This is a genomic window from Pseudomonas bharatica CSV86 (genome assembly GCF_000319305.2).
Taxonomy (GTDB): Bacteria; Pseudomonadota; Gammaproteobacteria; order Pseudomonadales; family Pseudomonadaceae; genus Aquipseudomonas; species Aquipseudomonas bharatica.
In genome coordinates, this window is the sequence record NZ_AMWJ02000002.1 from 1,954,281 (window position 1) to 1,974,943 (window position 20,663).

Annotated in this window: 18 protein-coding genes and 1 pseudogene; 14 read left to right on the forward strand and 5 right to left on the reverse strand. The window is 63.8% G+C overall.

Annotated features, from left to right (window positions below; genetic code table 11):
• Positions 1–21 precede the first annotated feature (21 nt).
• The 13 genes and pseudogenes from CSV86_RS22825 to CSV86_RS22885 all read left to right on the forward strand — a co-directional run bounded on the left by CSV86_RS22825 (position 22) and on the right by CSV86_RS22885 (position 12,367).
• Positions 22–2,019: a conjugal transfer protein TraG gene (locus CSV86_RS22825; RefSeq protein ID WP_008294936.1), complete on the forward strand. Its 1,998-nt coding sequence runs from the start codon at positions 22–24 to the stop codon at positions 2,017–2,019.
• Complete coding sequence (locus CSV86_RS22830) at positions 2,016–2,504, forward strand: ribbon-helix-helix protein, CopG family (RefSeq protein ID WP_008294937.1); 489 nt, start codon at positions 2,016–2,018, stop codon at positions 2,502–2,504. Before CSV86_RS22825 ends, CSV86_RS22830 begins: the two co-directional genes overlap by 4 nt.
• Complete coding sequence (gene trbB, locus CSV86_RS22835; RefSeq protein WP_022960601.1) at positions 2,501–3,571, forward strand: P-type conjugative transfer ATPase TrbB; 1,071 nt, start codon at positions 2,501–2,503, stop codon at positions 3,569–3,571. The genes CSV86_RS22830 and trbB overlap by 4 nt, the downstream gene beginning before the upstream one ends.
• Positions 3,568–3,954, forward strand: coding sequence for a TrbC/VirB2 family type IV secretion system protein (locus tag CSV86_RS22840; RefSeq protein WP_022960600.1), 387 nt, complete (start codon positions 3,568–3,570; stop codon positions 3,952–3,954). The genes trbB and CSV86_RS22840 overlap by 4 nt, the downstream gene beginning before the upstream one ends.
• Positions 3,951–4,220 carry a VirB3 family type IV secretion system protein gene (locus CSV86_RS22845; protein WP_003462917.1) on the forward strand — a complete coding sequence of 90 codons (270 nt, stop codon included), beginning with the start codon at positions 3,951–3,953 and terminating at the stop codon, positions 4,218–4,220. The genes CSV86_RS22840 and CSV86_RS22845 overlap by 4 nt, the downstream gene beginning before the upstream one ends.
• Before the next feature lie 12 nt (positions 4,221–4,232).
• A pseudogene (trbE, locus tag CSV86_RS22850) lies at positions 4,233–6,682 on the forward strand (conjugal transfer protein TrbE).
• Complete coding sequence (gene trbJ, locus CSV86_RS22855; RefSeq protein ID WP_009398081.1) at positions 6,679–7,422, forward strand: P-type conjugative transfer protein TrbJ; 744 nt, start codon at positions 6,679–6,681, stop codon at positions 7,420–7,422. Before trbE ends, trbJ begins: the two are co-directional and overlap by 4 nt.
• Before the next feature lie 12 nt (positions 7,423–7,434).
• Positions 7,435–7,749, forward strand: a complete 315-nt coding sequence (locus CSV86_RS22860; RefSeq protein WP_009398080.1) for a hypothetical protein — start codon at positions 7,435–7,437, stop codon at positions 7,747–7,749.
• Positions 7,746–9,134, forward strand: coding sequence for a P-type conjugative transfer protein TrbL (gene trbL / locus CSV86_RS22865; RefSeq protein WP_009398079.1), 1,389 nt, complete (start codon positions 7,746–7,748; stop codon positions 9,132–9,134). Before CSV86_RS22860 ends, trbL begins: the two co-directional genes overlap by 4 nt.
• A 17-nt stretch (positions 9,135–9,151) precedes the next feature.
• Positions 9,152–9,856, forward strand: a complete 705-nt coding sequence (gene trbF, locus CSV86_RS22870) for a conjugal transfer protein TrbF (RefSeq protein WP_009398078.1) — start codon at positions 9,152–9,154, stop codon at positions 9,854–9,856.
• Positions 9,853–10,845 (forward strand): P-type conjugative transfer protein TrbG, encoded by a 993-nt coding sequence (trbG, locus tag CSV86_RS22875; RefSeq protein WP_009398076.1) that lies wholly within the window; start codon positions 9,853–9,855, stop codon positions 10,843–10,845. Before trbF ends, trbG begins: the two co-directional genes overlap by 4 nt.
• 2 nt (positions 10,846–10,847) lie before the next feature.
• Positions 10,848–12,125: a TraB/TrbI/VirB10 family type IV secretion system protein gene (locus CSV86_RS22880; RefSeq protein WP_009398074.1), complete on the forward strand. Its 1,278-nt coding sequence runs from the start codon at positions 10,848–10,850 to the stop codon at positions 12,123–12,125.
• A complete protein-coding gene (locus tag CSV86_RS22885; RefSeq protein ID WP_009398072.1) occupies positions 12,122–12,367 on the forward strand; it encodes a DUF2274 domain-containing protein in 246 nt (81 codons plus the stop codon). The genes CSV86_RS22880 and CSV86_RS22885 overlap by 4 nt, the downstream gene beginning before the upstream one ends.
• Before the next feature lie 352 nt (positions 12,368–12,719).
• Here the strand turns inward: CSV86_RS22885 and CSV86_RS22890 are convergent, their stop codons facing one another.
• The 5 genes from CSV86_RS22890 to CSV86_RS22905 all read right to left on the reverse strand — a co-directional run bounded on the left by CSV86_RS22890 (position 12,720) and on the right by CSV86_RS22905 (position 19,374).
• Positions 12,720–14,213, reverse strand: a complete 1,494-nt coding sequence (locus CSV86_RS22890; protein ID WP_009398070.1) for a surface lipoprotein assembly modifier — start codon at positions 14,211–14,213, stop codon at positions 12,720–12,722.
• 78 nt (positions 14,214–14,291) lie between these two features.
• Positions 14,292–15,116, reverse strand: a complete 825-nt coding sequence (locus tag CSV86_RS22895) for a Slam-dependent surface lipoprotein (RefSeq protein ID WP_009398065.1) — start codon at positions 15,114–15,116, stop codon at positions 14,292–14,294.
• A gap of 57 nt (positions 15,117–15,173) precedes the next feature.
• Complete coding sequence (locus CSV86_RS32130) at positions 15,174–17,201, reverse strand: TonB-dependent receptor domain-containing protein (protein ID WP_311985882.1); 2,028 nt, start codon at positions 17,199–17,201, stop codon at positions 15,174–15,176.
• Between the two features lie 86 nt (positions 17,202–17,287).
• Entirely contained in the window at positions 17,288–18,286 is a 999-nt protein-coding gene (locus tag CSV86_RS32135) for a TonB-dependent receptor plug domain-containing protein (protein ID WP_240160540.1), read from the reverse strand.
• 206 nt (positions 18,287–18,492) lie between these two features.
• Positions 18,493–19,374 carry a helix-turn-helix transcriptional regulator gene (locus CSV86_RS22905; RefSeq protein ID WP_009398063.1) on the reverse strand — a complete coding sequence of 294 codons (882 nt, stop codon included), beginning with the start codon at positions 19,372–19,374 and terminating at the stop codon, positions 18,493–18,495.
• 239 nt (positions 19,375–19,613) lie between these two features.
• Here CSV86_RS22905 and CSV86_RS22910 point away from each other — a divergent pair, with 239 nt between their 5' ends.
• Positions 19,614–20,663 carry a class I SAM-dependent methyltransferase gene (locus CSV86_RS22910; protein ID WP_009398062.1) on the forward strand — a complete coding sequence of 350 codons (1,050 nt, stop codon included), beginning with the start codon at positions 19,614–19,616 and terminating at the stop codon, positions 20,661–20,663.

The following is a 20,663-nucleotide window of genomic DNA, read 5'->3' on the forward strand; positions in this document are numbered from 1 at the left end:
GGAGAAATCGGAGGCCAGGGTATGCAAGCTCAGGGCGTGTTGTTCGGGCAGATCGCCGCCGTCTTCGGCATCGTGATCGCCGGTGTGTGGGGTGCCACGCAATGGACCGCCGCCGCCTTGGGCTACCAGCTACGCCTGGGCGCGCCCTGGTTCGACTTCCACGGCACGCCGGTCTATTACCCGTGGAAGCTGTTCGAGTGGTGGTTCTTCTTCGACGCCTACGCGCCGCAGGTGTTCGACACCGGCGGCATGATCGCGGCGAGCAGCGGCCTGCTGGCCGTGGTGGTCGCCATCGCCATGTCGGTGTGGCGCTCGCGCCAGGCGCGCAAAGTGACGACCTATGGCTCGGCCCGCTGGGCCGATGTCGCCGACATTCGCAAGGCCGGGCTGACGCAGCCCGCCGGCGTCTTTCTCGGCCAGCATGACGGCCACTACCTGCGGCACGAAGGGCCGGAACACGTCCTGACCTTTGCGCCCACGCGCTCGGGCAAGGGTGTGGGCCTGGTGGTGCCGACGCTGCTGTCCTGGCCGGCATCCGCCGTCATCCACGACATCAAGGGCGAGAACTGGCAGATCACCGCTGGCTGGCGCAGTCGATTTAGCCACTGCCTGCTGTTCAACCCGACCGATGCCAGTTCGGCGGCCTACAACCCGTTGCTGGAAGTGAGGCGCGGCGCGCACGAGGTGCGCGACGTGCAGAACATCGCCGATATCCTGGTCGATCCCGAAGGGGCGCTGGAGAAGCGCAACCACTGGGAGAAGACCAGTCATGCGCTGCTGGTCGGCGCGATCCTGCATGTGCTCTACGCGGGAGAGGACAAGACGCTGCGCGGCGTGGCGAACTTCCTCAGTGACCCGGCTTGCCCGTTCGAGCTGACGCTGCATCGGATGATGACCACGCGGCATCTTGGAGATGTACCGCATCCCGTTGTCGCGTCCGCCGCCCGCGAAGTGCTCAACAAGTCGGACAACGAGCGTTCCGGCGTGTTGAGCACCGCCATGTCGTTCCTCGGCCTGTACCGTGATCCGACCGTGGCCGCAGTCACGTCGCGCTGCGACTGGCGCATCGCCGATCTGATCGCGTCTGCATCCCCTGTGTCGTTGTATCTGGTGGTGCCGCCTTCGGACATCAGCCGCACCAAGCCGCTGATCCGGTTGATCCTCAACCAGATCGGGCGACGGCTCACCGAGTCGCTCGATGGCAGCGACGGCATTGAGCGCCGCCACAAGCTGTTGCTGATGCTCGACGAGTTCTCGGCTCTGGGGCGCCTGGACTTCTTCGAGACGGCGCTGGCCTTCATGGCCGGCTACGGCATCCGCAGTTTCCTGATCGCGCAGTCGCTCAACCAGATCGACAAGGCGTATGGGCAGAACCATTCGATTCTGGACAACTGCCATGTGCGCGTGACCTTCGCCACGAATGACGAACGCACGGCGAAACGGATCTCCGAAACGCTGGGCACGGCTACCGAACTGCGTGCGCAGCGGAACTACGCAGGCCATCGACTTGCGCCGTGGCTCGGCCACCTGATGGTGTCCCGCCAAGAGACGGCGCGGCCGCTACTGACGCCCGGCGAAGTCATGCAGCTTGCGCCAGACGAATCAGTGGTGATGGTGTCCAGCGTCGCGCCGATCAAGGCCAAGAAGTTGCGCTACTACGCTGATGCCAATTTCAAGCAGCGGGTACTGCCGCCGCCTGCGCTAACGGCAGGCCGCTATGCCGATGTGCCGCCTGCACGTCCCGATGACTGGAGCGGTTTGGCGATCCCGGCCGTGCCTGCGGCACAGGCCACGGCATCTGCCGATGACCTGGGTGGCTCCGACGACGGCGGCCCCCGCCGTCAGCCCGAGCTGTCCGAAACCGTCGCCTACGACCCCGAACCCGATTACACGCCCAGCGACTTGGCGCTGCTCGATGACGACGACATGCCCCCGCTGCTTCCCGGCCAGTTCGACCCCGCCCTGCAACGCACGGCGCGGCTGGCATCTCTCGACCCCAACGACGGAATCGACATATGAGCCAATACCGATTGAACCTGTTCATCCAGCACGAGCACGCCAAGCGTCTGGACGAGCTGGCCGCGAAGAAAGGCGTGTCAAAGTCCAGCATCGTCGCCGCTGCCTTGGCGTCCTGGCTGTCACCCGATGCCGGCGACCAGCGTGAGGCCGCCATCGCCAAACGACTGGATCGCCTGTCGCGGCAGGCCGAGCGCCTGGAGCGTGACCAGAACATCCAGATCGAGACGCTGGCGCTATTCGTCCGCTACTACCTGACCGTCAGCACGCCGGTGCCGGAGGCCCATCAGGATGCGGCTCGCGCGCAGGGCAAGGCGCGCTTCGAGCAGTTCGTCGAACAGTTAGGCCGCCACCTGCTGCGTGGCCGCAGCCTGGTACGGGACGTGGTGGAAGAACTGCATCCCCAGGATCGTGAGTTCGAGATGCGCATGGATGACGCGGCCGCGATGGCCGCCGCCCATGAACGCACTGCGGAGCGTGCGTCATGAGTGCCGTTCCTCAAATCCCGCCCGAACCGCGCTCATCCGCTGCAGCATCCCAGGATCGCCGCATCCAGATGCTGCGCACGGCGATGGGGCCGGTGATCGCCGCTGCGCTGGAAGACCCGGACGTGGTGGAAGTGATGCTCAACCCCGACCGGACATTGTGGGTGGATCGGCTGTCGTCTGGCCGTGCGCCGCTCGGCGTCGAACTGCCCGAAGCCGATGGCGAACGCATCATCCGCCTGGTCGCCGCCCATGTCGGTGCGGAGGTGCATCGCGGCCAACCGCTCTTGACCGCCGAACTGCCTGAAACCGGCGAACGCTTCGAGGGCATCCTGCCGCCCGCCGCACCCGGCCCGGCCTTTGCGCTGCGCAAGCGTGCCGTGAGCATCATCGGTCTGGATCGCTATGTGGCTGATGGCATCCTGACCACTGGGCAGGCCGAGTTTCTGCGTCATGCCGTGCGCGAGCGGCACAACATCCTGATCGCCGGAGGCACCAGCACCGGCAAGACCACGCTGGCCAATGCCTTGCTGGCCGAGATCGCCGCCACCGGCGACCGCGTGCTGGTGCTCGAAGACACCATCGAACTGCAATGCGCGGCCCGCGACCATGTGCCGCTGCGCACCCGCGCCGGCGTCGTGTCCATGACCGAGCTGGTGCGGGCCACGATGCGCCTGCGGCCCGACCGCGTGATCGTCGGCGAAGTGCGCGGCGGCGAAGCGCTGGATCTGGTGAAGGTCTGGGGCACCGGCCACCCCGGCGGCATCGCCACCATTCATGCCGGCTCCGCGTTGGGCGCGCTGCTGCGCCTGGAGCAACTGATCCTCGAAGTGGCGGTGAATCCGCCCCGCGCCCTGATCGCCGAGGCGGTCAATGTCGTGATCCACATCGCAGGCCGCGGCCGCAAGCGCCACGTCGAAACCATTTCCCGCGTCGTCGGTTTCGACGGCGCGGGCTACCGCCTGGCGGATGCGCTGGAAGCGACGCTTCCCGAGCTGCCGCCGGTTCCTCTTACAGCCGCTGCCGCTACGCCTTCCTCGATCCCTGAACAACCTGGAGAACTGCCATGACGCACGTTGATGCTTTCCGTCTTTCTGTAAACCCGCTTTCCCCGCTGCCCATGCTGGCGCGTTTGCATCGCCTGGCCCGACCCGCAGGACAAGGGTTGCTGCTCGCGGTGTTGATGCTGTTGCTGGCGGGCACGGCGCAGGCCGCCGGTTCCTCAATGCCGTGGGAAGGCCCGCTGCAATCCATTCTCGAATCCATCCAGGGGCCGGTAGCCCGCATCGTCGCGGTGATCATCATCATCGCCACCGGCCTGGCGTTGGCCTTCGGCGATACCAGTGGCGGCTTTCGCAAGCTGATCCAGATCGTCTTCGGCCTGTCCATCGCCTTCGCGGCTTCGAGCTTCTTCCTGTCGTTCTTCAGCTTCTCCGGCGGGGCCGTCGTATGAGCACGGCCACCGATCTTCCGGGCTTTGAAGTGCCGCTGCATCGCTCGCTGACCGAGCCGATCCTGCTGGGCGGTGCGCCGCGCACCGTGGCGATTGCCAACGGCACGCTGGCCGCCGCCGTCGGGCTGGGCCTGCAACTGTGGATTCCCGGCGTGGTGCTCTGGATCGCCGGCCATTCGCTGGCGGTCTGGGGCGCGCGCGTCGATCCGCAGTTCATGCAGGTCTTCGCCCGGCACATCAAGCACAAGCCGCTGCTGGACGCATAGGGGAGTGCCGACATGCTGAACCTTGCCGAATACCGCCAGCGGCCCGCACTGCTGGCCGACTGGCTGCCCTGGGCCGGGCTGATCGGGCCGGGCGTCGTCTTGAACAAGGATGGCTCGTTCCAGCGCACGGCACATTTTCGCGGGCCGGATCTGAACAGCGCCACGCAAGGCGAGCTGATCGCCACGTCGGCACGCTTGAACAACGCACTGCGCCGCCTGGGGTCGGGCTGGGCCTTGTTCATCGAAGCCGAGCGCTGCGCAGCGGCGGGCTATCCACGTTCCGATTTCCCCGAGCCGTTGTCCTGGCTGGTGGAGGAAGAACGCCGTGCAGCCTTCGAGGAATCCGGCCACCACTACGAGAGCGCCTATCACCTGACGCTGGCCTACCTGCCACCAGAAGAATCCCGCGCCCGTGCCGCCAAGATGCTCTATGAGAATGCGCCGGGCGATGGCGTGGACTGGCAGGGTCGGCTGGAAGCCTTCGTGGCGGAAACGGATCGCGTGTTCGACCTGCTCGACGGCGTGATGCCGGAGATTGCCTGGCTCGATGACAGCCAGACACTGACTTACCTGCACGCCACGGTGTCCACGCGGCGCTACCGCGTCGGCGTACCCGAGGTGCCATTCCACATCGACGCATTGCTGGCCGACTCCGCGCTGGTCGGTGGTCTGGCACCCATGCTGGGCGATCAGCACCTGCGCGTGGTGTCGGTGCGAGGCTTTCCGACCTCGACTTGGCCGGGGATTTTGGACGACCTCAACCGCTTGGGCTTCGGCTATCGTTGGGCAACCCGGTTCCTTTGCCTCGACAAAGCCGAAGCGGAAAAAGAGCTTGGACGCCTGCGTCGCCAGTGGTTCGCCAAGCGCAAGAATGTCGTCGCGCTGTTGCGTGAAACGATCTTCCAGCAGGAAAGCCCGCTGGTCGATACCGACGCCAACAACAAGGCCGCCGATGCAGACGCCGCCTTGCAAGAACTGGGCAGCGATCAGGTGGCCTTCGGCTACCTGACGGCTACCGTGACAGTGCTCGACACCGACCCTGCCGTGGCCGACGAGAAGCTGCGCATGGTAGAGCGCGTCATTCAGGGGCGCGGCTTCGTCACCATCCCGAAACCTTGAACGCGGTGGATGCCTGGCTGTCGTCCATTCCCGGTAACGCCTACGCGAATGTGCGCCAGCCCATCGTCTCGACGCTGAACCTGACGCACATGATGCCGCTGTCCGCCGTGTGGGCCGGGCCGGAGAAGAACGCGCATCTGGATGGCCCGCCGCTGATCGTCACCCGCACCGATGGCGCGACGCCGTTCCGGCTGGTGACGCACATCGGCGATGTGGGCCACACGCTGGTCGCCGGGCCAACCGGCATGGGCAAGTCGGTGCTGCTCGCCACGCTGGCAATGCAGTTTCGCCGCTATCCCGGCTCGCGCATCTTCGCCTTCGACATGGGCCGCTCGATGCGCGCCACCATCCTCGGGCTGGGCGGCGAGCATTACGACCTCGGCAATGACGGGGCGATTGCTTTTCAGCCATTGGCCCGCATCGACCAGGAGGGCTACCGCACCTGGGCCGCCGAATGGGTGGAAGGCCGCCTGTTGCATGAAGGTGTCGTCATTGGCCCGGACGAGAAGGCTGCGATCTGGTCGGCACTAGGCAGCTTGGCCGGTGCGCCAGCGGAGCAACGCACGCTGACGGGCCTGTCGGTACTGCTGCAATCAAACGCACTGCGCCAGGCGCTCGCACCCTATGTGCTGGGTGGTGCCCACGGCAAGCTGCTGGACGCCGATGCCGACCGACTGGGCTCCGGCAGCGTGCAGGGCTTCGAGATGGAAGAGCTGATGCACAGCAAGGCGGCGGTGCTGGCCGTGCTGGGCTACCTGTTCGCCCGCTTCGATGAACGCTTCGACGGCGCACCCACGCTGCTGATACTCGATGAAGCCTGGCTGTTCCTCGATGACCCGGTGTTTGCCGCCCGCATCCGGCAATGGTTGAAGACGCTGCGAAAGAAGAACGTGAGCGTCATCTTTGCCACCCAGTCGCTGGCCGACATCAAGGATTCGAGCATTGCCCCGGCAGTGATCGAAAGCTGCGCCAGTCGGATTTTTCTCCCTAACCCGCAGGCCACCGAGCCGCAGATTCGCACGATCTACGAAGGCTTTGGGCTGAACGCGCGCCAGATCGAGATCGTGGCGACCGCGCAGCCCAAGCGTGACTACTACTACCAATCGCGCCTGGGCAATCGCCTGTTCGACCTCGACCTGGGGCCAGCCACGCTGGCCTTTGCCGGGGCTTCCATCCCGCAAGACCAACGCGACATGGATCGCGTGCTGCTGGACGCCGGCACACCGGGATTTGCCGGCGCGTGGCTGCGCCATCGCGGCCTCGATTGGGCCGCCGACCTGCTGCCGTCCTCACCGGCAGCAGCGTCCTTCCTCGCTTCTCAACGACCGGAGGTTTCACCATGAAGACCCAGCCCCGTTTGCTGTCCGCCTCGCTCGCCGCCGTGCTGTCGGTGTCGCTGCTGGCCGTTCAGCCCGCATCCGCGCTGACAGTGTTCGACCCGTCGAACTTCGTGCAGAACACGCTGACCGCCGTGCGCACGCTGGAGCAGATCAACAACCAGATCAACCAGCTTCAGAACGAAGCCCAGATGCTGATGAACCAGGCGCGTAATCTGGCGAATCTGGACTTCAACATCGTCAATCGCTTGCGCTCGACGCTCGCCACGACCGAGCGCTTGATCGCCGAGGCGCGCGGTCTGGCCTATGACGTGCAGAGCATGGATGCCACCTTCGCCCGGCTGTACCCGGAGCAGTACGCCGCGACCGTGAGCGGCGACCAGATGCTACGCGACGCGCAGGAGCGCTGGAAGAACACCTTGAATGGTCTGCATACCGCGATGCGGATGCAGGCCCAGGTGTCGCAGAACCTGGCCCAAGACGAAAGCGCACTGTCCGATCTGGTCAGCCAGAGTCAGTCAGCAACCGGCGCGCTGCAAGCCATGCAGGCGACCAACCAGCTTCTGGCCCTGCAGACCAAGCAGTCGATCCAGGCGCAGCAGCTCCAGATCACGCAGGAACGCGCCGCCGCGCTGGAACTGGCACGCCAAGCAGCGGCTGTCGAACGTGGCCGGGAAGTAACGCGCCGTTTCCTGGGTGATGGCACGCCCTACACGCCGCAGCGCGTGGATTTCTACGGCAACTGACGGGAGACGGCCATGCGATGCGCTTTCTTGCTGCTGCCCGTGCTGCTGGTCGCTTGCGGCCAGCAGCCGACCGAAGACCTAGCCGCTGCCCTGGCCGCCGATCCTGTGCGGTTCAAGGCATTGCATGCGCAGTGTGCCGCCGACAGGACGGCCGCAGACGAGGACGCCTGCCTGGCCGCGGCCGATGCTTTCCGGCTGCGCTTCTTCGCCGGTGAAACCGGGCCTGACGAGTTCCGCACGCTGGCCGATCTGCCGCCGATCCAGCCGAGCTTCGACACGCCCTCCAGTAACCAGGACGCCATGCCCTTCGAGGGGGACGTGCCATGAACGACGTGACAGTGATCGACCGATTTCTCGCTACCTTCTCGCGCTACATCGACTCGGGCTTCGGGCTGCTGCAGGGCGAAGTGGCATTCCTGACCGCCACGCTGATCGTCATCGACATGACGATTGCCGGGCTGTACTGGGCGATGAGCCACGCCACCGGCCAGGGCGATGACGTGATCGCCAAGTTGCTGCGCAAGGTGCTCTACGTCGGTGCCTTCGCGTACATCATCAACAACTTCAACTGGCTGGCCAGCATCGTCTTCCGCTCGTTCGCGGGCCTGGGCCTGACAGCCAGCGGCTCGACGATGAGCATGGGCGAATTCCTACAACCGGGGCGACTGGCGAAGACCGGCATCGACGCGGCGGCGCCGATCCTTGAGCAGATCAGCGACATGGCGGGCTTTCCCGAAGTGTTCGTCAACATGATGCCCATCGTGGTCATGTTCCTGGCTTGGACGGTGGTGATCCTGTGCTTCTTCGTGCTGGCGATTCAGCTCTTCATCACGCTGACCGAGTTCAAGCTGACCACGCTCGCGGGCTTCGTGTTGGTGCCGTTTGCGCTGTGGAACAAGACCAGCTTTCTCGCCGAAAAGGTGCTGGGCAACGTGGTGTCATCGGGCATCAAGGTGTTGGTGCTGGCCGTCATCGTCGGCATTGGATCGGGCCTGTTCGCCGAGTTCCAGGTGCAACCAGCCGAGCCGTCCATCGACCATGCCGTGGTCATCATGCTGGCCTCATTGACGCTGCTGGCATTGGGGATCTTCGGCCCTGGTATTGCCACCGGGCTGGTATCCGGCGCACCGCAGCTTGGTGCCGGCGCGATGGCTGGTGCCGCCGTTGGTACCGCAGGTGCGGCGGTTGCCGTAGGTGCCGCCGCCACCGGCGTGGGCGGTGCGGTGATGGCCGGGGCGCGCATGGCACCGGCTGCCGCCAAGCTCGCCGGGGCTGGCGCACGGGCCACGACCTCGGCGGCTGGCAGCGCGAAGTCGGCCTTTCAGGCCGGTTCTGCCGCTGCGGGCGGCGGGGCCAAGGGTGCAGTGGCAGGGCTGGGCAGTGTTGCCAAGGGCGGCGCACAGACGGCAGGCCAACGCGCCGGTGCTGGCATCAAGGCAGCGGCAGCCAAGGCGGCCGCGCCATTCAAAGCAGGCTGGCAAGGCTCTGGTGCCGATGGCGGCTCAGGCGGCGGCACTGCTGGGCCAGCCGCCGCAGGCGATGCCGCTGGCAACACGGCCAACGCGCAGAAGCAGGAACAACCCGGCTGGGCCAAGCGCCTGCAACGCCGCCAACAACTCACCCAGGCCACCACCACTGCCGCGCACACGCTGCGCGGTGGTGACGGCGGCGGTTCGGGCCAAGGCCCGAGCCTGCGGGATTCCGATAGCTGACTTTCAAGGAGAACTCCATGCGATTCAAACGACCGCAGGTGCGTTATGCCGATACGCCACAGCCTGCCACCCCGTATCAAGCCGCCGCCCAGGTGTGGGACGAGCGCATCGGCTCGGCCCGCGTGCAGGCCAAGAACTGGCGGCTGATGGCCTTCGGCTGCCTGGTGCTCGCGCTACTGATGGCCGGCGGCCTGGTGTGGCGCTCGGCCCAGTCCATCGTTACGCCCTATGTCATCGAGGTCGATCAGTCCGGCCAGGTGCGCACCGTGGGCGAAGCGGCCACGCCGTACCGGCCCTCCGATGCGCAGACCGCGCACCACATCGCGCGCTTCGTGACGCTGGTGCGCTCGCTGTCCATCGACCCCATCGTCGTGCGCCAGAACTGGCTGGATGCCTACGACTACACCACCGACCGGGGCGCGGCGGTGCTCAACGACTACGCCCGCACCAATGACCCGTTCGCCCGCATCGGCAAGGAGTCGGTGACGGTGCAGATCACCAGCGTGGTTCGCGCCAGTGATGCGTCGTTCAACGTGCGCTGGACGGAACGCCGCTACGTCAATGGCGCGGCTGCCGGGCTGGAGCGATGGACGGCGGTGGTGTCCATCGTGCAGCAGACCCCGCGCACCGAAGAACGCCTGCGCCGCAACCCGCTGGGCATCTACGTCAATGGCCTGTCGTGGAGCCGTGAACTGGATTCGTCTGAAGGAGTGAAGCCATGAATGTGCCTTTCCGTTTTTACGCTTTGCCGCTTGTCGTGCTGGCCTTGGCCGGCTGCGCCACGCAGGGCAAACCCCCGCCAGTGATTTCCTTGGATGAGCCGGTACAGGCGGAGCCTTTGCCGGAAATGCCTGTGCCGATCGAGGTGGTCACTATTGCAGAGCCACTGCCATTGCCTGAGCAGTTGAAGCCAGTGCCGGAGGAAAAGGATGCGAAGCCTGCGCCTGAACCGGCTGATGAGACGGTACGTGTCTCGAAAGCCAATGCCGAGGCACGGGTGGCTCCGACGCGCGAAGGCTATGTCAATGCGATCCAGGTCTGGCCGTATAGCGATGGCGCGCTGTACCAGGTCTATGCGTCAGTAGGTCGCGTGACGGTGATCGCGCTCCAGCCTGGCGAGGAACTGGTGACGGTCGCTGCGGGCGATACCGTGCGCTGGATCGTCGGTGACACCTCCAGCGGCAGCGGGGCCGATCTGCGCGTCAATGTGCTGGTCAAGCCTATCCGTTCCAGCTTGAAGACCAATCTGGTCATTACCACCAGCCGCAGGACGTACCTGCTGGAACTGACTTCGACCGACAAGGCATGGATGGCGTCGGTGTCCTGGGACTACCCGAAAGACCGAATGCTGGCCTTGCGGCGCCAAGCCCAAGCCGCCAACGCTGCCGCGCCGGTCGATGCAGGCTTGTCGCTGGATAACATCCGCTTTCGCTATGCAATCAGCGGCAGCAATCCATCGTGGAAACCGCTGCGCGCTTTTGATGATGGCGAGAAGGTCTATATCCAGTTCCCGGCAGGCATCGCCCAGGGCGAGCTGCCGCCGCTGTTCGTCATCGGCGCACAGGGCGACGGGCAACTGGTGAACTATCGCTTCCGCTCGCCGTACTACATCGTGGATCGCCTGTTCGGTGCAGCAGAACTGCGCCTGGGGGCCGACAAGGGCGATATGGTGCGCATCGAGCGCGCGGATGGCATCGTCGGGAGGAACTGAGCATGAGCCAGGACGACACTCCCGACCTTGCCACGCCGCAGGCGGACAAGATGGCACCCGAGGCGGTGGCGCTGCGCGCCCAACCGCGCCCGGTCACGCGTCTGAACCGACGCACGCTGGCCATCCTCGCTGGCGGCCTGTCGGTTGGCGTGATGGGCGCGCTGATCTGGTCACTGCAACCGCAGCAACGCGGCGCGGGCGAATCCACCGAACTGTACAACGTGGATCGTGTATCGCGCTCGGAAGGCCTCGACCAACTTCCTGCCGACTATTCCAAGTTGCCAGCGCTGCCGCCCGACGTGCCGGAGCTGGGGCCACCGCTACCGGGTGATCTGGGGCCGGCCATCGTCAATTCGCAGCAGCCGGTCGCCGCCACCTATGCCGCGCCCGGCTACGACCCCAACGATGCGCTGCACAAGGAAGCAGAAGCGGCGGCAGCTTCAACGGTGTTCTTCCGCACCGGCTCCCCGCAGGCCGCGCCCGTGGCGCAGTCGCAAGTCGCTGCCGCGCCGGGCTTCGCCGCCAATGCCGCTTTCGATCCACTGGCCGCTGGCCCGGCCTCGACGGCGGCCCAGCCTGCTGATCCGACTGCCGTGCAGAACCGGCAAGACCAGAAAGAGGCGTTCCTGACAGGCGGTTCTACGGAAACCCGTAACTCCGGCAACCTGCAAATGCCCACCTCGCCGTATCAGGTGATGGCCGGAACGGTCATTGCCGGGGCACTGGTCACGGGCATCAAGTCCGACTTGCCGGGCGACGTGATCGCCACGGTGACGGAACCGATCTACGACACGGCCACTGGCAAGTTCCTGCTGATCCCGCAGGGATCTCGCATACTGGGCAAGTACAACAGCCAGGTCAGCTACGGCCAGAGCCGCGTGCAGGTGGTGTGGAATCGCATCATCCTGCCCGACACGTCATCACTCACGCTCGACAACCTGATCGGCACCGACCCGGCAGGCTATGCCGGTCTGGAGGACAACGTGGACTGGCATTGGGATCGGATCTTTGCAGGTGCCGTGCTGACCACGCTGCTGGGTGTCGGTGCCGAACTGGCTGCACCTGAGAACCGCCAGGACGGCGATCGCGTCATCATCGCCGGGCGCGACAGCCTGCAGGACACCGTGAACCAGGTCGGCCAGGAAGTGACCCGGCGCAATCTCAACATCCAACCCACGCTGACCAGCCGCCCCGGCTTGCCGGTGCGCATCATCGTCAACCGCGATCTGGTGCTACGGCCTTATCAGCCGCTGTTCTTCAACAAGGGGACTTCTCGATGAGCACGACCAAGAAACTGCGGCTGGGGCCGCTACCCAAGACCGAAAGCGTCAAGCTGACCTTCGCTTGCCCGGCCAGCTTGAAAGCCGATCTCGACCGCTACGCCGCGCTGCATGCGCAGGCGTATGGCGAGGCGGTCGATGCCTCGACGCTGATCCCGCACATGCTGGAGGCGTTCATGGCGGGGGATCGGGGATTCAGGAAAGGAAACGGCAGCAAGGCCGTGCCACCGAAGCCAAGCTGAAGATGCACTGGAACCAGACTGACCATCCCTCGAACGCGCAGCCCAACGCTGCGCGTTCTTCGTTCTGGATAGGCTGCGAGGGAATCGGCTAAGATGACTGAACAAGCCTGCCAGCCATTGGCAATCTCCATCGCTGCAACGCGACTCGACTCTCTTTCTCCAGGCTCTTATGTGGCTCCCAGCCCACAATGCCGCATCCTCTGCGAACGGCATGAAACAGAGCTAACCTATTGCCCCGTATATGGTTTCAAGCTTCGCGTGATTTCAACAAAATGCTTGACGCCAGCAATTTTTTATGCCTGGGATTCGGCAAATCCAGCCAATTGGGGCCGCTTCGCGACCCTGCCCCACTCTAGAAAGTCTTTTCGAACTTCAACGCCACCTCGGTCTGCCGGTACGAATAAGCCCAGTCGATGCTGCTGTCGGTCACCGTGCGCTTGGCATACAGGCTCGGCACGATGCCGGCGAAGGCCAGGCGCGGCACGCTCAGGTTGGCGATGTAGATCTGCTGGCGATCCTTGCGCAGGCCACCGAGAAAAACGTCCGGCGCGTCATAACGGGTGGTGCGATACAGACCGATCAGGCTCAGGTTCACCCCCGCATTGAAACCGTGATACGCCCCGAGGCTGCCCATGTACTCGCGATTGCTCGCGGTATCGGCTTCCTGGCTGCGCCGGGTGTAGGTCACGCCGCCAAATATCAGGGTCTGTGGATCAAGCAGATACGACAGCGACGTACCCACCTGACGCTCGTCGTAATCATCGAAATAGTCACGCTGATAGCCCTGGAAACGGAAATGCTTGTGCTGCGCCTGCAAGCCGACCTGCAAGCGATTGCTCAGGTTGTGCTTCCATTCCCCGCGCACGCCGCTGGCCTGGTACTTGGTGTGGTGGTCGCTGTAGTAGTTCTCGAACAGCGGGGTCAGCGACACATCGTCGAGCGCACTCTGGAAGCTGTAGCCGGCGTACAGCACGCTGGTGTTGTCGTCGTACCAGGTCTCGACGTCATCCTCCTCGCTGTGCCGGCTGTAGTCGTTGCCATAGCTGAGGCCACGCACCAGCACGTTGTGATTGCCGGCGATCTGGAAACGCCGCTCGGCCGCGACATCGTAGACCAGGCTTGAAGCGCTGATCTTCTTCGGCATCTGCCGCGTGTAGTCGAAGCAATCGAAGAACACCGAACACACCTGGGTCACCGTGGTCATGCCGTTGGCCTGGTTGATATTGCTGTTGTAGCCGAAGCCCAGGGATGCCGAGCCATGCCACTGGCGGCGCACATCGATTGCGTGGTGGTACTCGTCCAGCACGCTCAGCACCTGCTCGGGCACATCAGTGGCGGCGACCTCGCGGAACAGCGTTTCGGCCTCGCGGGTCTGGTTGTCCTCGAACAGGGTCCGCGCCAGCTCCAGGCGCGCTCGCACGAAACCCGGTTGCAACCTGTCGGCCCGACGCAGATGAGCAATCGCCTGCGTGTAGCGGCGCTCGCTGCGGTCGATCAGGCCCTCGGCCATTTCCACCAGCGCCGGCTCATGCCCGGGCAACCGCTGGTAGCGCTCGACGAACTGCCGCACCTTGCCCCACTGCCGCAGGTTGATGGACACATAGATCGCCGGCCCGAGGTCTTCGAGGGTGTTCTGCACGTTGTACGTCTGCCCCTGGATGGTGATCAGCCCGTCGTTGTTCTCGGCCGGGTCCGGCGCGCCCAGGTTGGCCCGCTCGCGCGCTTCGGCGCCGCGCTCGATCCTGTTCAGGAGCAGGCGGGTGTCGTCATCGTCGGCCAGCAACACGTTGGGCAACAGGGTCGAGCAACACAGCATGGCGATGCGCACCCGCAGGAACGGCAGCATGGTGATCGGTCCGGGACAGAAAGGTACTGGAGGTCGGAAGGGGGAGCAGATGCTCCCTCCTCCAGTGACACACGGGTGTTATTGCTTGGCGCCGCCGAAGGCGACCTTGGTGGTGCTGGTGGTGTAGATACCTGCCAGGGCCTCGGCGTTGGCGCCGTAGAACTGCCCCTTGATGTTGGTGCCGCGAGCGAAGGAACCGTTCGAGGCGATGGTGGTGCCAGCGAAGCTCAGCCCGCCAACCGAACCGGCCAAGGTGCCGCTGCCGGCACCATAGTTGGCGGTCAGCACACCCGAAGTGACGCCCGCGGCAGTGCCCGGGTTGTACTGGTTGACACCGACGACGTTGTACTTGGCATTGACCAGGGTCGGCATGCTGGTGGTCGGGTTTTCGCCGACGAACCAGACGGTGCGGTTGGCACTGGACAGGTTCAGGTCGGTGCTGTTGGTTGGCTGGGTGCCGGTTTTGGCCGGTGCCCATTCACCAAAGTACACCTCGGCGCCCGAGACCTTGGCAATTACCTCGCCACCGAATTGTGGATAGCCCGGCGAAGGCGCGGCGATCTGGCGATAGGCATGGATCTCGGTGTTGTAGGTAGCCAGGTTCTTCCAGGTTTCCGACGTGGTGACGCCATTGAGCGGGTTGACGATATGTGCCGAGGTGGTGCCATAACCGCTCAGCACCGCGCTGGTCTGGGCGATCGGGCCAGCCTTGAAACTGACGACTGCTGCCGAATTGGCAATGCCACCCGTGGTCGTCGGCATGGCGATTCCCGCAGTCCCTACCGCCATCATGTTCGAGGCAGCAGCCTGGACATAGGCGGAAGAGGAACCGCCGCTGACGGTGGCGGCAAATGCACCGGAAGTAACCAGCGACAACGCTGTCAATGCAAAGAGTTTCTTCACAACAAGCTCCTTATCATGAGTTGGAAACAACACTGTTTTTACGAAAACAGCAAAAAACTAGAAACGCGCAGTCAGTCCCAGCTTCAGCGTGCGGCCAGGTGCAGGCATTACTGTTCGGGACAACGGATCGAGGTAGTAGCGGTTGGTGATGTTGTTCACGCCAAGATCGACATCGACATGGTCGTTGACATGCAACGTCGCATAACTGTCGAACACCCAGATGGGATGCCACTCATAGGGCTGATTCACCCCCTGGACAAAGAGCAGGCCCTGGTCGATCCACTTCTGCTCTTCCTTGTTCCTGGCGCTGCTGTGGTAGACCATGCGCCCTCCGAGCTCGAGCTTTTCATCGAACAGCCGCATACCACCGTCAAGGTTGATGGAATATTGAGGCTGGAGGCTGGTGCGGGAAAACGTGGTCGGGAAACCGCCGGTGACGCACTCGTCGACAGCTTTCCCGTAATACGGATCCAGCGTGTTGGCCATGTCCTTGTCACAGAGTTTCTGATCGAGACGATAGCTGACGCCGAAGTTCGAGTAATAACGACCGGTATCGAACCTGGCCTGAAGTTCGATACCTGAAAGCATTTTCTTGTCGTATTGAATAATGTTGTAGGCGAAGTCCCTGTCTATGTAATCGTGGATCTCGTTCTTGTAGTAGTTGATCCGAAAGTCTGCATTGCGCCACTCCGGAACCCGGGAGTGCAGATCATGCACATAACCGAACTCCCAGTTATACGCGCGCTCCGGTCGCGGTGAACTTTGGATCATCCCGATTCCCGTAGCAGAAAAGGTCTGTGCCTCTTCATAAATGGTGGGAAAGCGTACGAACTCGGTGTACCGGGCGTAGACACGGGCATTATCCGTGACGCGCAAGGTAACGCCGGCCATCGGAGCCCATGCGCTGTCCTTGCTTTTCCTGGGCTTGGCCCATCGTTCAGCGTCGGTCGGCTGTTGGTAGATCGGCAGCGCTACGGTCTGGCCAATCAGGTAGCGCGGAGCGGTCGTGCCGGTACCCTGAGCATTGGCCACCTGCTCGCTCATGTTGATGGTGCCGTTGGTGAACGGGTTCTGCGAACTCAACAGGCGCTGGCCATTGGTAGCAATGTCCACGCTTTCCGAGGTGTAGCGAATACCGTTGACCAGCCCTTCTTGCAGATAGTCATTAATGAGGAACTCTGTCGTCTCCTCATCCAGGCCCCAGCTTTCAACCAACTCCCGCGCGCCAGCGATGTAGGCCTGGTTCTCAGCATCGGTCAGCATTCGCGAATAACTGTAGCGCTTGGCAACCACAGCGGCCTTGGCATCCCAGCCCGTTGCCTGCTCCTTCCTGTACTCATCCAGCGTCGTATCGAACGAGCTGTAGTCGCTGTAGCGAGCTCCCGCGTTGAACGTCAGCCAAGAGGTTGCCGCCCACTCGTTGTTGAAGGTGAAGTTGTACTGCTCACGGCGCCCGCCGCGAGGCCCCAGGTAGTTGGAGGCGAAAACGTAGGTACTGCCGATATCGTCGCTGGCGTTGTCGGTCTGCTTGAGCTTTTCCTTGCTGAAGTCCCCGGACAGGGTCAGCGCCCAGACATCGCTCAGCTCCATGCGGTTGGACAGGTTCAGCCCCCAGCGATCGTGGTCGGTCATCTGCAGGGCGCGGGAGAACAGGTTGAAGCGGCCATCGGTGTTGGGCAGCTTGTCCGGCATGGCCGTGTTGCCATTGCACTGGCCGACGTTGTACTTGCAGCGGACATAGTTGTCCCATGCCTTGTCGCTCAAGGTGGCGTCTGCAATGGAGAAGACCTGCTCGCCATTCTGGTAGCGCTTGGCGTCACTGCGGGTCATCCAGAACCCGGCCTGCATATCGACCCAGCGGTTGTCCTGCGGATTCCAGTTGTAGGTCAGCGACAGCGTGTCCTGGTCGACCTCGCTGTAGGGCAGCTGAAAGCCGATATTGCTGCCAGCGGCCACCAGCTTGGTGGTTTCGTTGATCAGGTACGGCATGGTTTCGCCGAACTCGAGATCACTGTGCATGTAGCTCAGCTTCAGGCTCTGGTCGTCCGCCAGATAGAAGGTGCCCTTGAGCAGCGTGGTGCGCATCTCGTTGGAGGTGCCGGATACCTCGGCCCCCGGCTTGTAGAAACTGGCCAGGTAGTTGCCGCTGGTGTCGCCAATGGTCGGCGAATTCACTTCCGCCGCCTGGGCCTTGTCGTACCAGCTCTCGGTCTCGTAGCGCTCGCTGCCCTGCTTGCCGCTGTAGTAGTTGCCTTTCTTGCGGTAGCTGTAGGCGGCCAGCAGATCGAAGTTCTCCTGGCGGGTCGCCGCCGCGATACGGAAGGCGTTGTCCTCGAAGTCGAAATCGTTGGAACGGGAAGACTCGTGGGGGGTGTACATCGCTCCGCCACCGTTGGCGAAATAGACGTACTGGCCCGAGACGTAGGCCCCTCGATGTCCCGGTAATCCCGCCCCAGGTTGTTCATCCCGTCTTCATTGGGCGCCACCGCGTTGCTGGCGGTCTCGGTCTTGATCTCCAGGCCGTAGCTCTCGCCCGGCCTGACGATATCCTCCGCGTCCAGGGTGCGGATCTCCACCGAGCCGCCGATGCCGCTCTTGACTCCCGGGGTCATGGACGGCCCCTTCTCCACCGAAATGCTGCCGATCATGTTGGGATCGACATAGTTGCGGTTGGAAACCCCGGCCGACCCGAGCCAGACCGAAGTGGCCTGCTCGGTGCCGTCGACGGTCACCGGTATCCGCCCTTCGCCCTGGATACCGCGGATATTGGGATCGAGCGCGCCGCTGTTGCGTGCTTCGCCGCTGTAGACGCCATTCATGCCCTTGAACAGGTCGGCTGCGTTGGCGCCTTTGTAGCGTTCGATATCGTCCTTGCCGGCGTAGACGTTGGACACATCCTTGCGATAGACGTCGCTGCGTCCCTTGTCGTCCTTCTCTTCCCACTCTTCTGCCGTGATCTCCTGGGCCTGGAGTTCCTGCGGCTGGTTGCCCGTTTTTTCCTCATAACCCGCCGGCAGTTCGATCTCCAGCGGTTCCATGTTCGGCGTTGAAGACTGCCGCGCCGGGCTTTCGTCTTCGGCCAGGGCGGTGGAGCTGAACAGCGCCAGCAGAATCGACCAGGCCAGCGGCTTGAGGCGCATCGGCTTGGGAGGGGTGATGAAGAAGGACATGGCGAGACTCGTGTTTATCGATGCATGGCAGTTTCATGACCGCTCTGCGGCGGCGGAGTGATACTACCGATAAACGCAAATGAATCTCGTTTAGATTAATATGCAGAAGGGTGAAAAATGTATGCGGTGAGGAGAACACCACAAACCCTGTGGGAGCTGGCTTTCCAGCTCCCACAGGGTTTTGTGTTGCAGCGCAGGAAGTGCGCTCAGCGTTTCCTGCCAAAGATCGACTTCGGCGCCCGCCCGAAATACCGGGTAAAGGCCACGGTGAAGTTGTTCGGGTATTTGTACCCCACCTGCCACGCTGCCTGGGCGACCTGCTGGCCGGATTCGAGCAGGGTCATGGCCTTGCGCATGCGCAAATCCAGCAGCATCCGCGCCGGAGTCGTGTCGTACAGATAGCGGAAACCTTCCTTGAGCTTGTGCTCGTTCATGCCGACGCAGGTGGCGAGGTATTCCACGGTCAGCGGCGTATGCAACTGCTCGCAAAGAATGTTGCGCGCGCGCTCGATCCGTTCGATCTCGCTGGTACTCAAAGGCGATGCGCTGCCGTCCTGGGGCGCCAGCAAGTTGAACTGCTCGGACAGCAGGCTGAGGGTATGAATATGCAGGTCGAGTCGATTCGACGGATTCAGCCCCCCCGGTTGCAGATAGCGTAACAGTGCCGCCGCATGGGCCTGGGCCGCTTTCGAGCTGGCGCGAAAATCGATGCGTTGCAAGCGCCCGCTGCCCAGCACCTGGGCTGCGCGCGCCTCGCCGACGTACTTGCACAGGGTCGCCTGGTCGATCACCACCCGCAGTTGCGACGCTGTCTCGTTGGCCTGGTAACGCCGCTCGCCAGGCGTCGCGCGAAACGCGGTGATGGTGGTCTGCCCGGCCTCGAAGGCGAGGCTGCAGCCGTCCTTGCCAAGGAAGCCCGATTTCCCCTGCAAGCCGATGGTCACCACCATCACATGCCCGTCATGGGGCCCACAGGTTTCTTCGATCAGCGTGCGCGTCGGGTGATAGTGCAGACGCCCCAGCGACAACCCTTGCTCCAGTTGCAACAGCTCGGAGTAGCAATTGCCGACATCCTCGGCCAGTTGCATACGCAAACGCCCGTCGGCCTGTACCGACCGTTGCCGGGGTGATCGAGGCCGATACGGCAGCTCCCTTTCATTGTGCTCATGACGACATCCCTGCGTGCGCGCGCCGTGCTTCGCATAGGAATGGCTCCGGCTCGCATACTTAACATAAATGATTCTCATTTAATATATATCACTCTTTTCAGTGATTCGGCCACGGCTTGTTTCGTTAGGAACAAGGCAGCCAAGTACAGGGAGTTACCGTGCCTCATCGTGAAAATCTCCAGAACCTGACCAGCATCCACCCCCTGCAAGCCTGCTGGGACCTGCAATTGGCCGGGCTCGGCGCCGATGCCCTGCAGGTCGCCCTCGAATGTGCACTGTTCGATCATCTCGGCACGCCCGCCAGTGCTGCCGCCCTCGCCAGGGTACTGCGACTGGATCCCGCCAGCACGGGCTACCTGCTGGAGCTGCTGTGGAGCCTCGGCCTGCTCGAACGCGATCAGCAGCGGCCACCGCACTACCGCAACCTTCCCCTGGCTGACCTTTATCTGCGCGCCGAGGCCCGCGCCTATTGCGGCGACGCCCTGCTGTTCCGCCACAAGGTACTGCGCCAGACCGGCACCCAGCTCGGCGACTACTTGCGCAACGGCGTACCGCGCACGCCCCTGGCCAGCGCCTCGATCGCCGCCGCATGGGCCAACGCCGCGCGCCTGCAGATCGCCCAGGAGCAACGTGCCGTGACCCGTGAAGTCGCCTGCGCCCTGCTCGACCGCTTGCCCGAGGCGCCTCATCTGAGGCGCATCCTCGATCTCGGCGGCGGCCCCGGCCTGGTCGCCATTGCCCTGGCCGAACATCTGCCCGCCATCGAAGGCGCCATCTTCGAATACCCGCTGGCCGCCGAAGTAGCCCGGGAAAACATCGCCGCAGCCGGGCTCGGCAAACGCCTGCACGCCATCGGTGGCGATCTTGACCACGACGATATCGGCAGCGGCTACGACCTGATCTGGTGCTCCTCCGTTTTGCATTTCGTCCACGACCTGCCCGCCACCCTGCAGCGCCTGTACACCGCCCTGCGCCCGGGCGGCGTGCTGCTGGTGTGCCAGGCCGAAGTGCCGGAAGAGCGCGAGGCCGCCGCCCGGGTCGTGCCTTATTACCTGCACATGCGCCTGCAAGGCCGCCACGTGCTGGCCCAGGGCGAACTCGCCGGCAGGCTCGAAGCCCTCGGTTTCCGCACCGTGGAGCAGATCAACGGACTGCATTTTCCGGTTACCCCGGTCAACGCCGTCATCGCCCGCAAACCCAAGGGATGA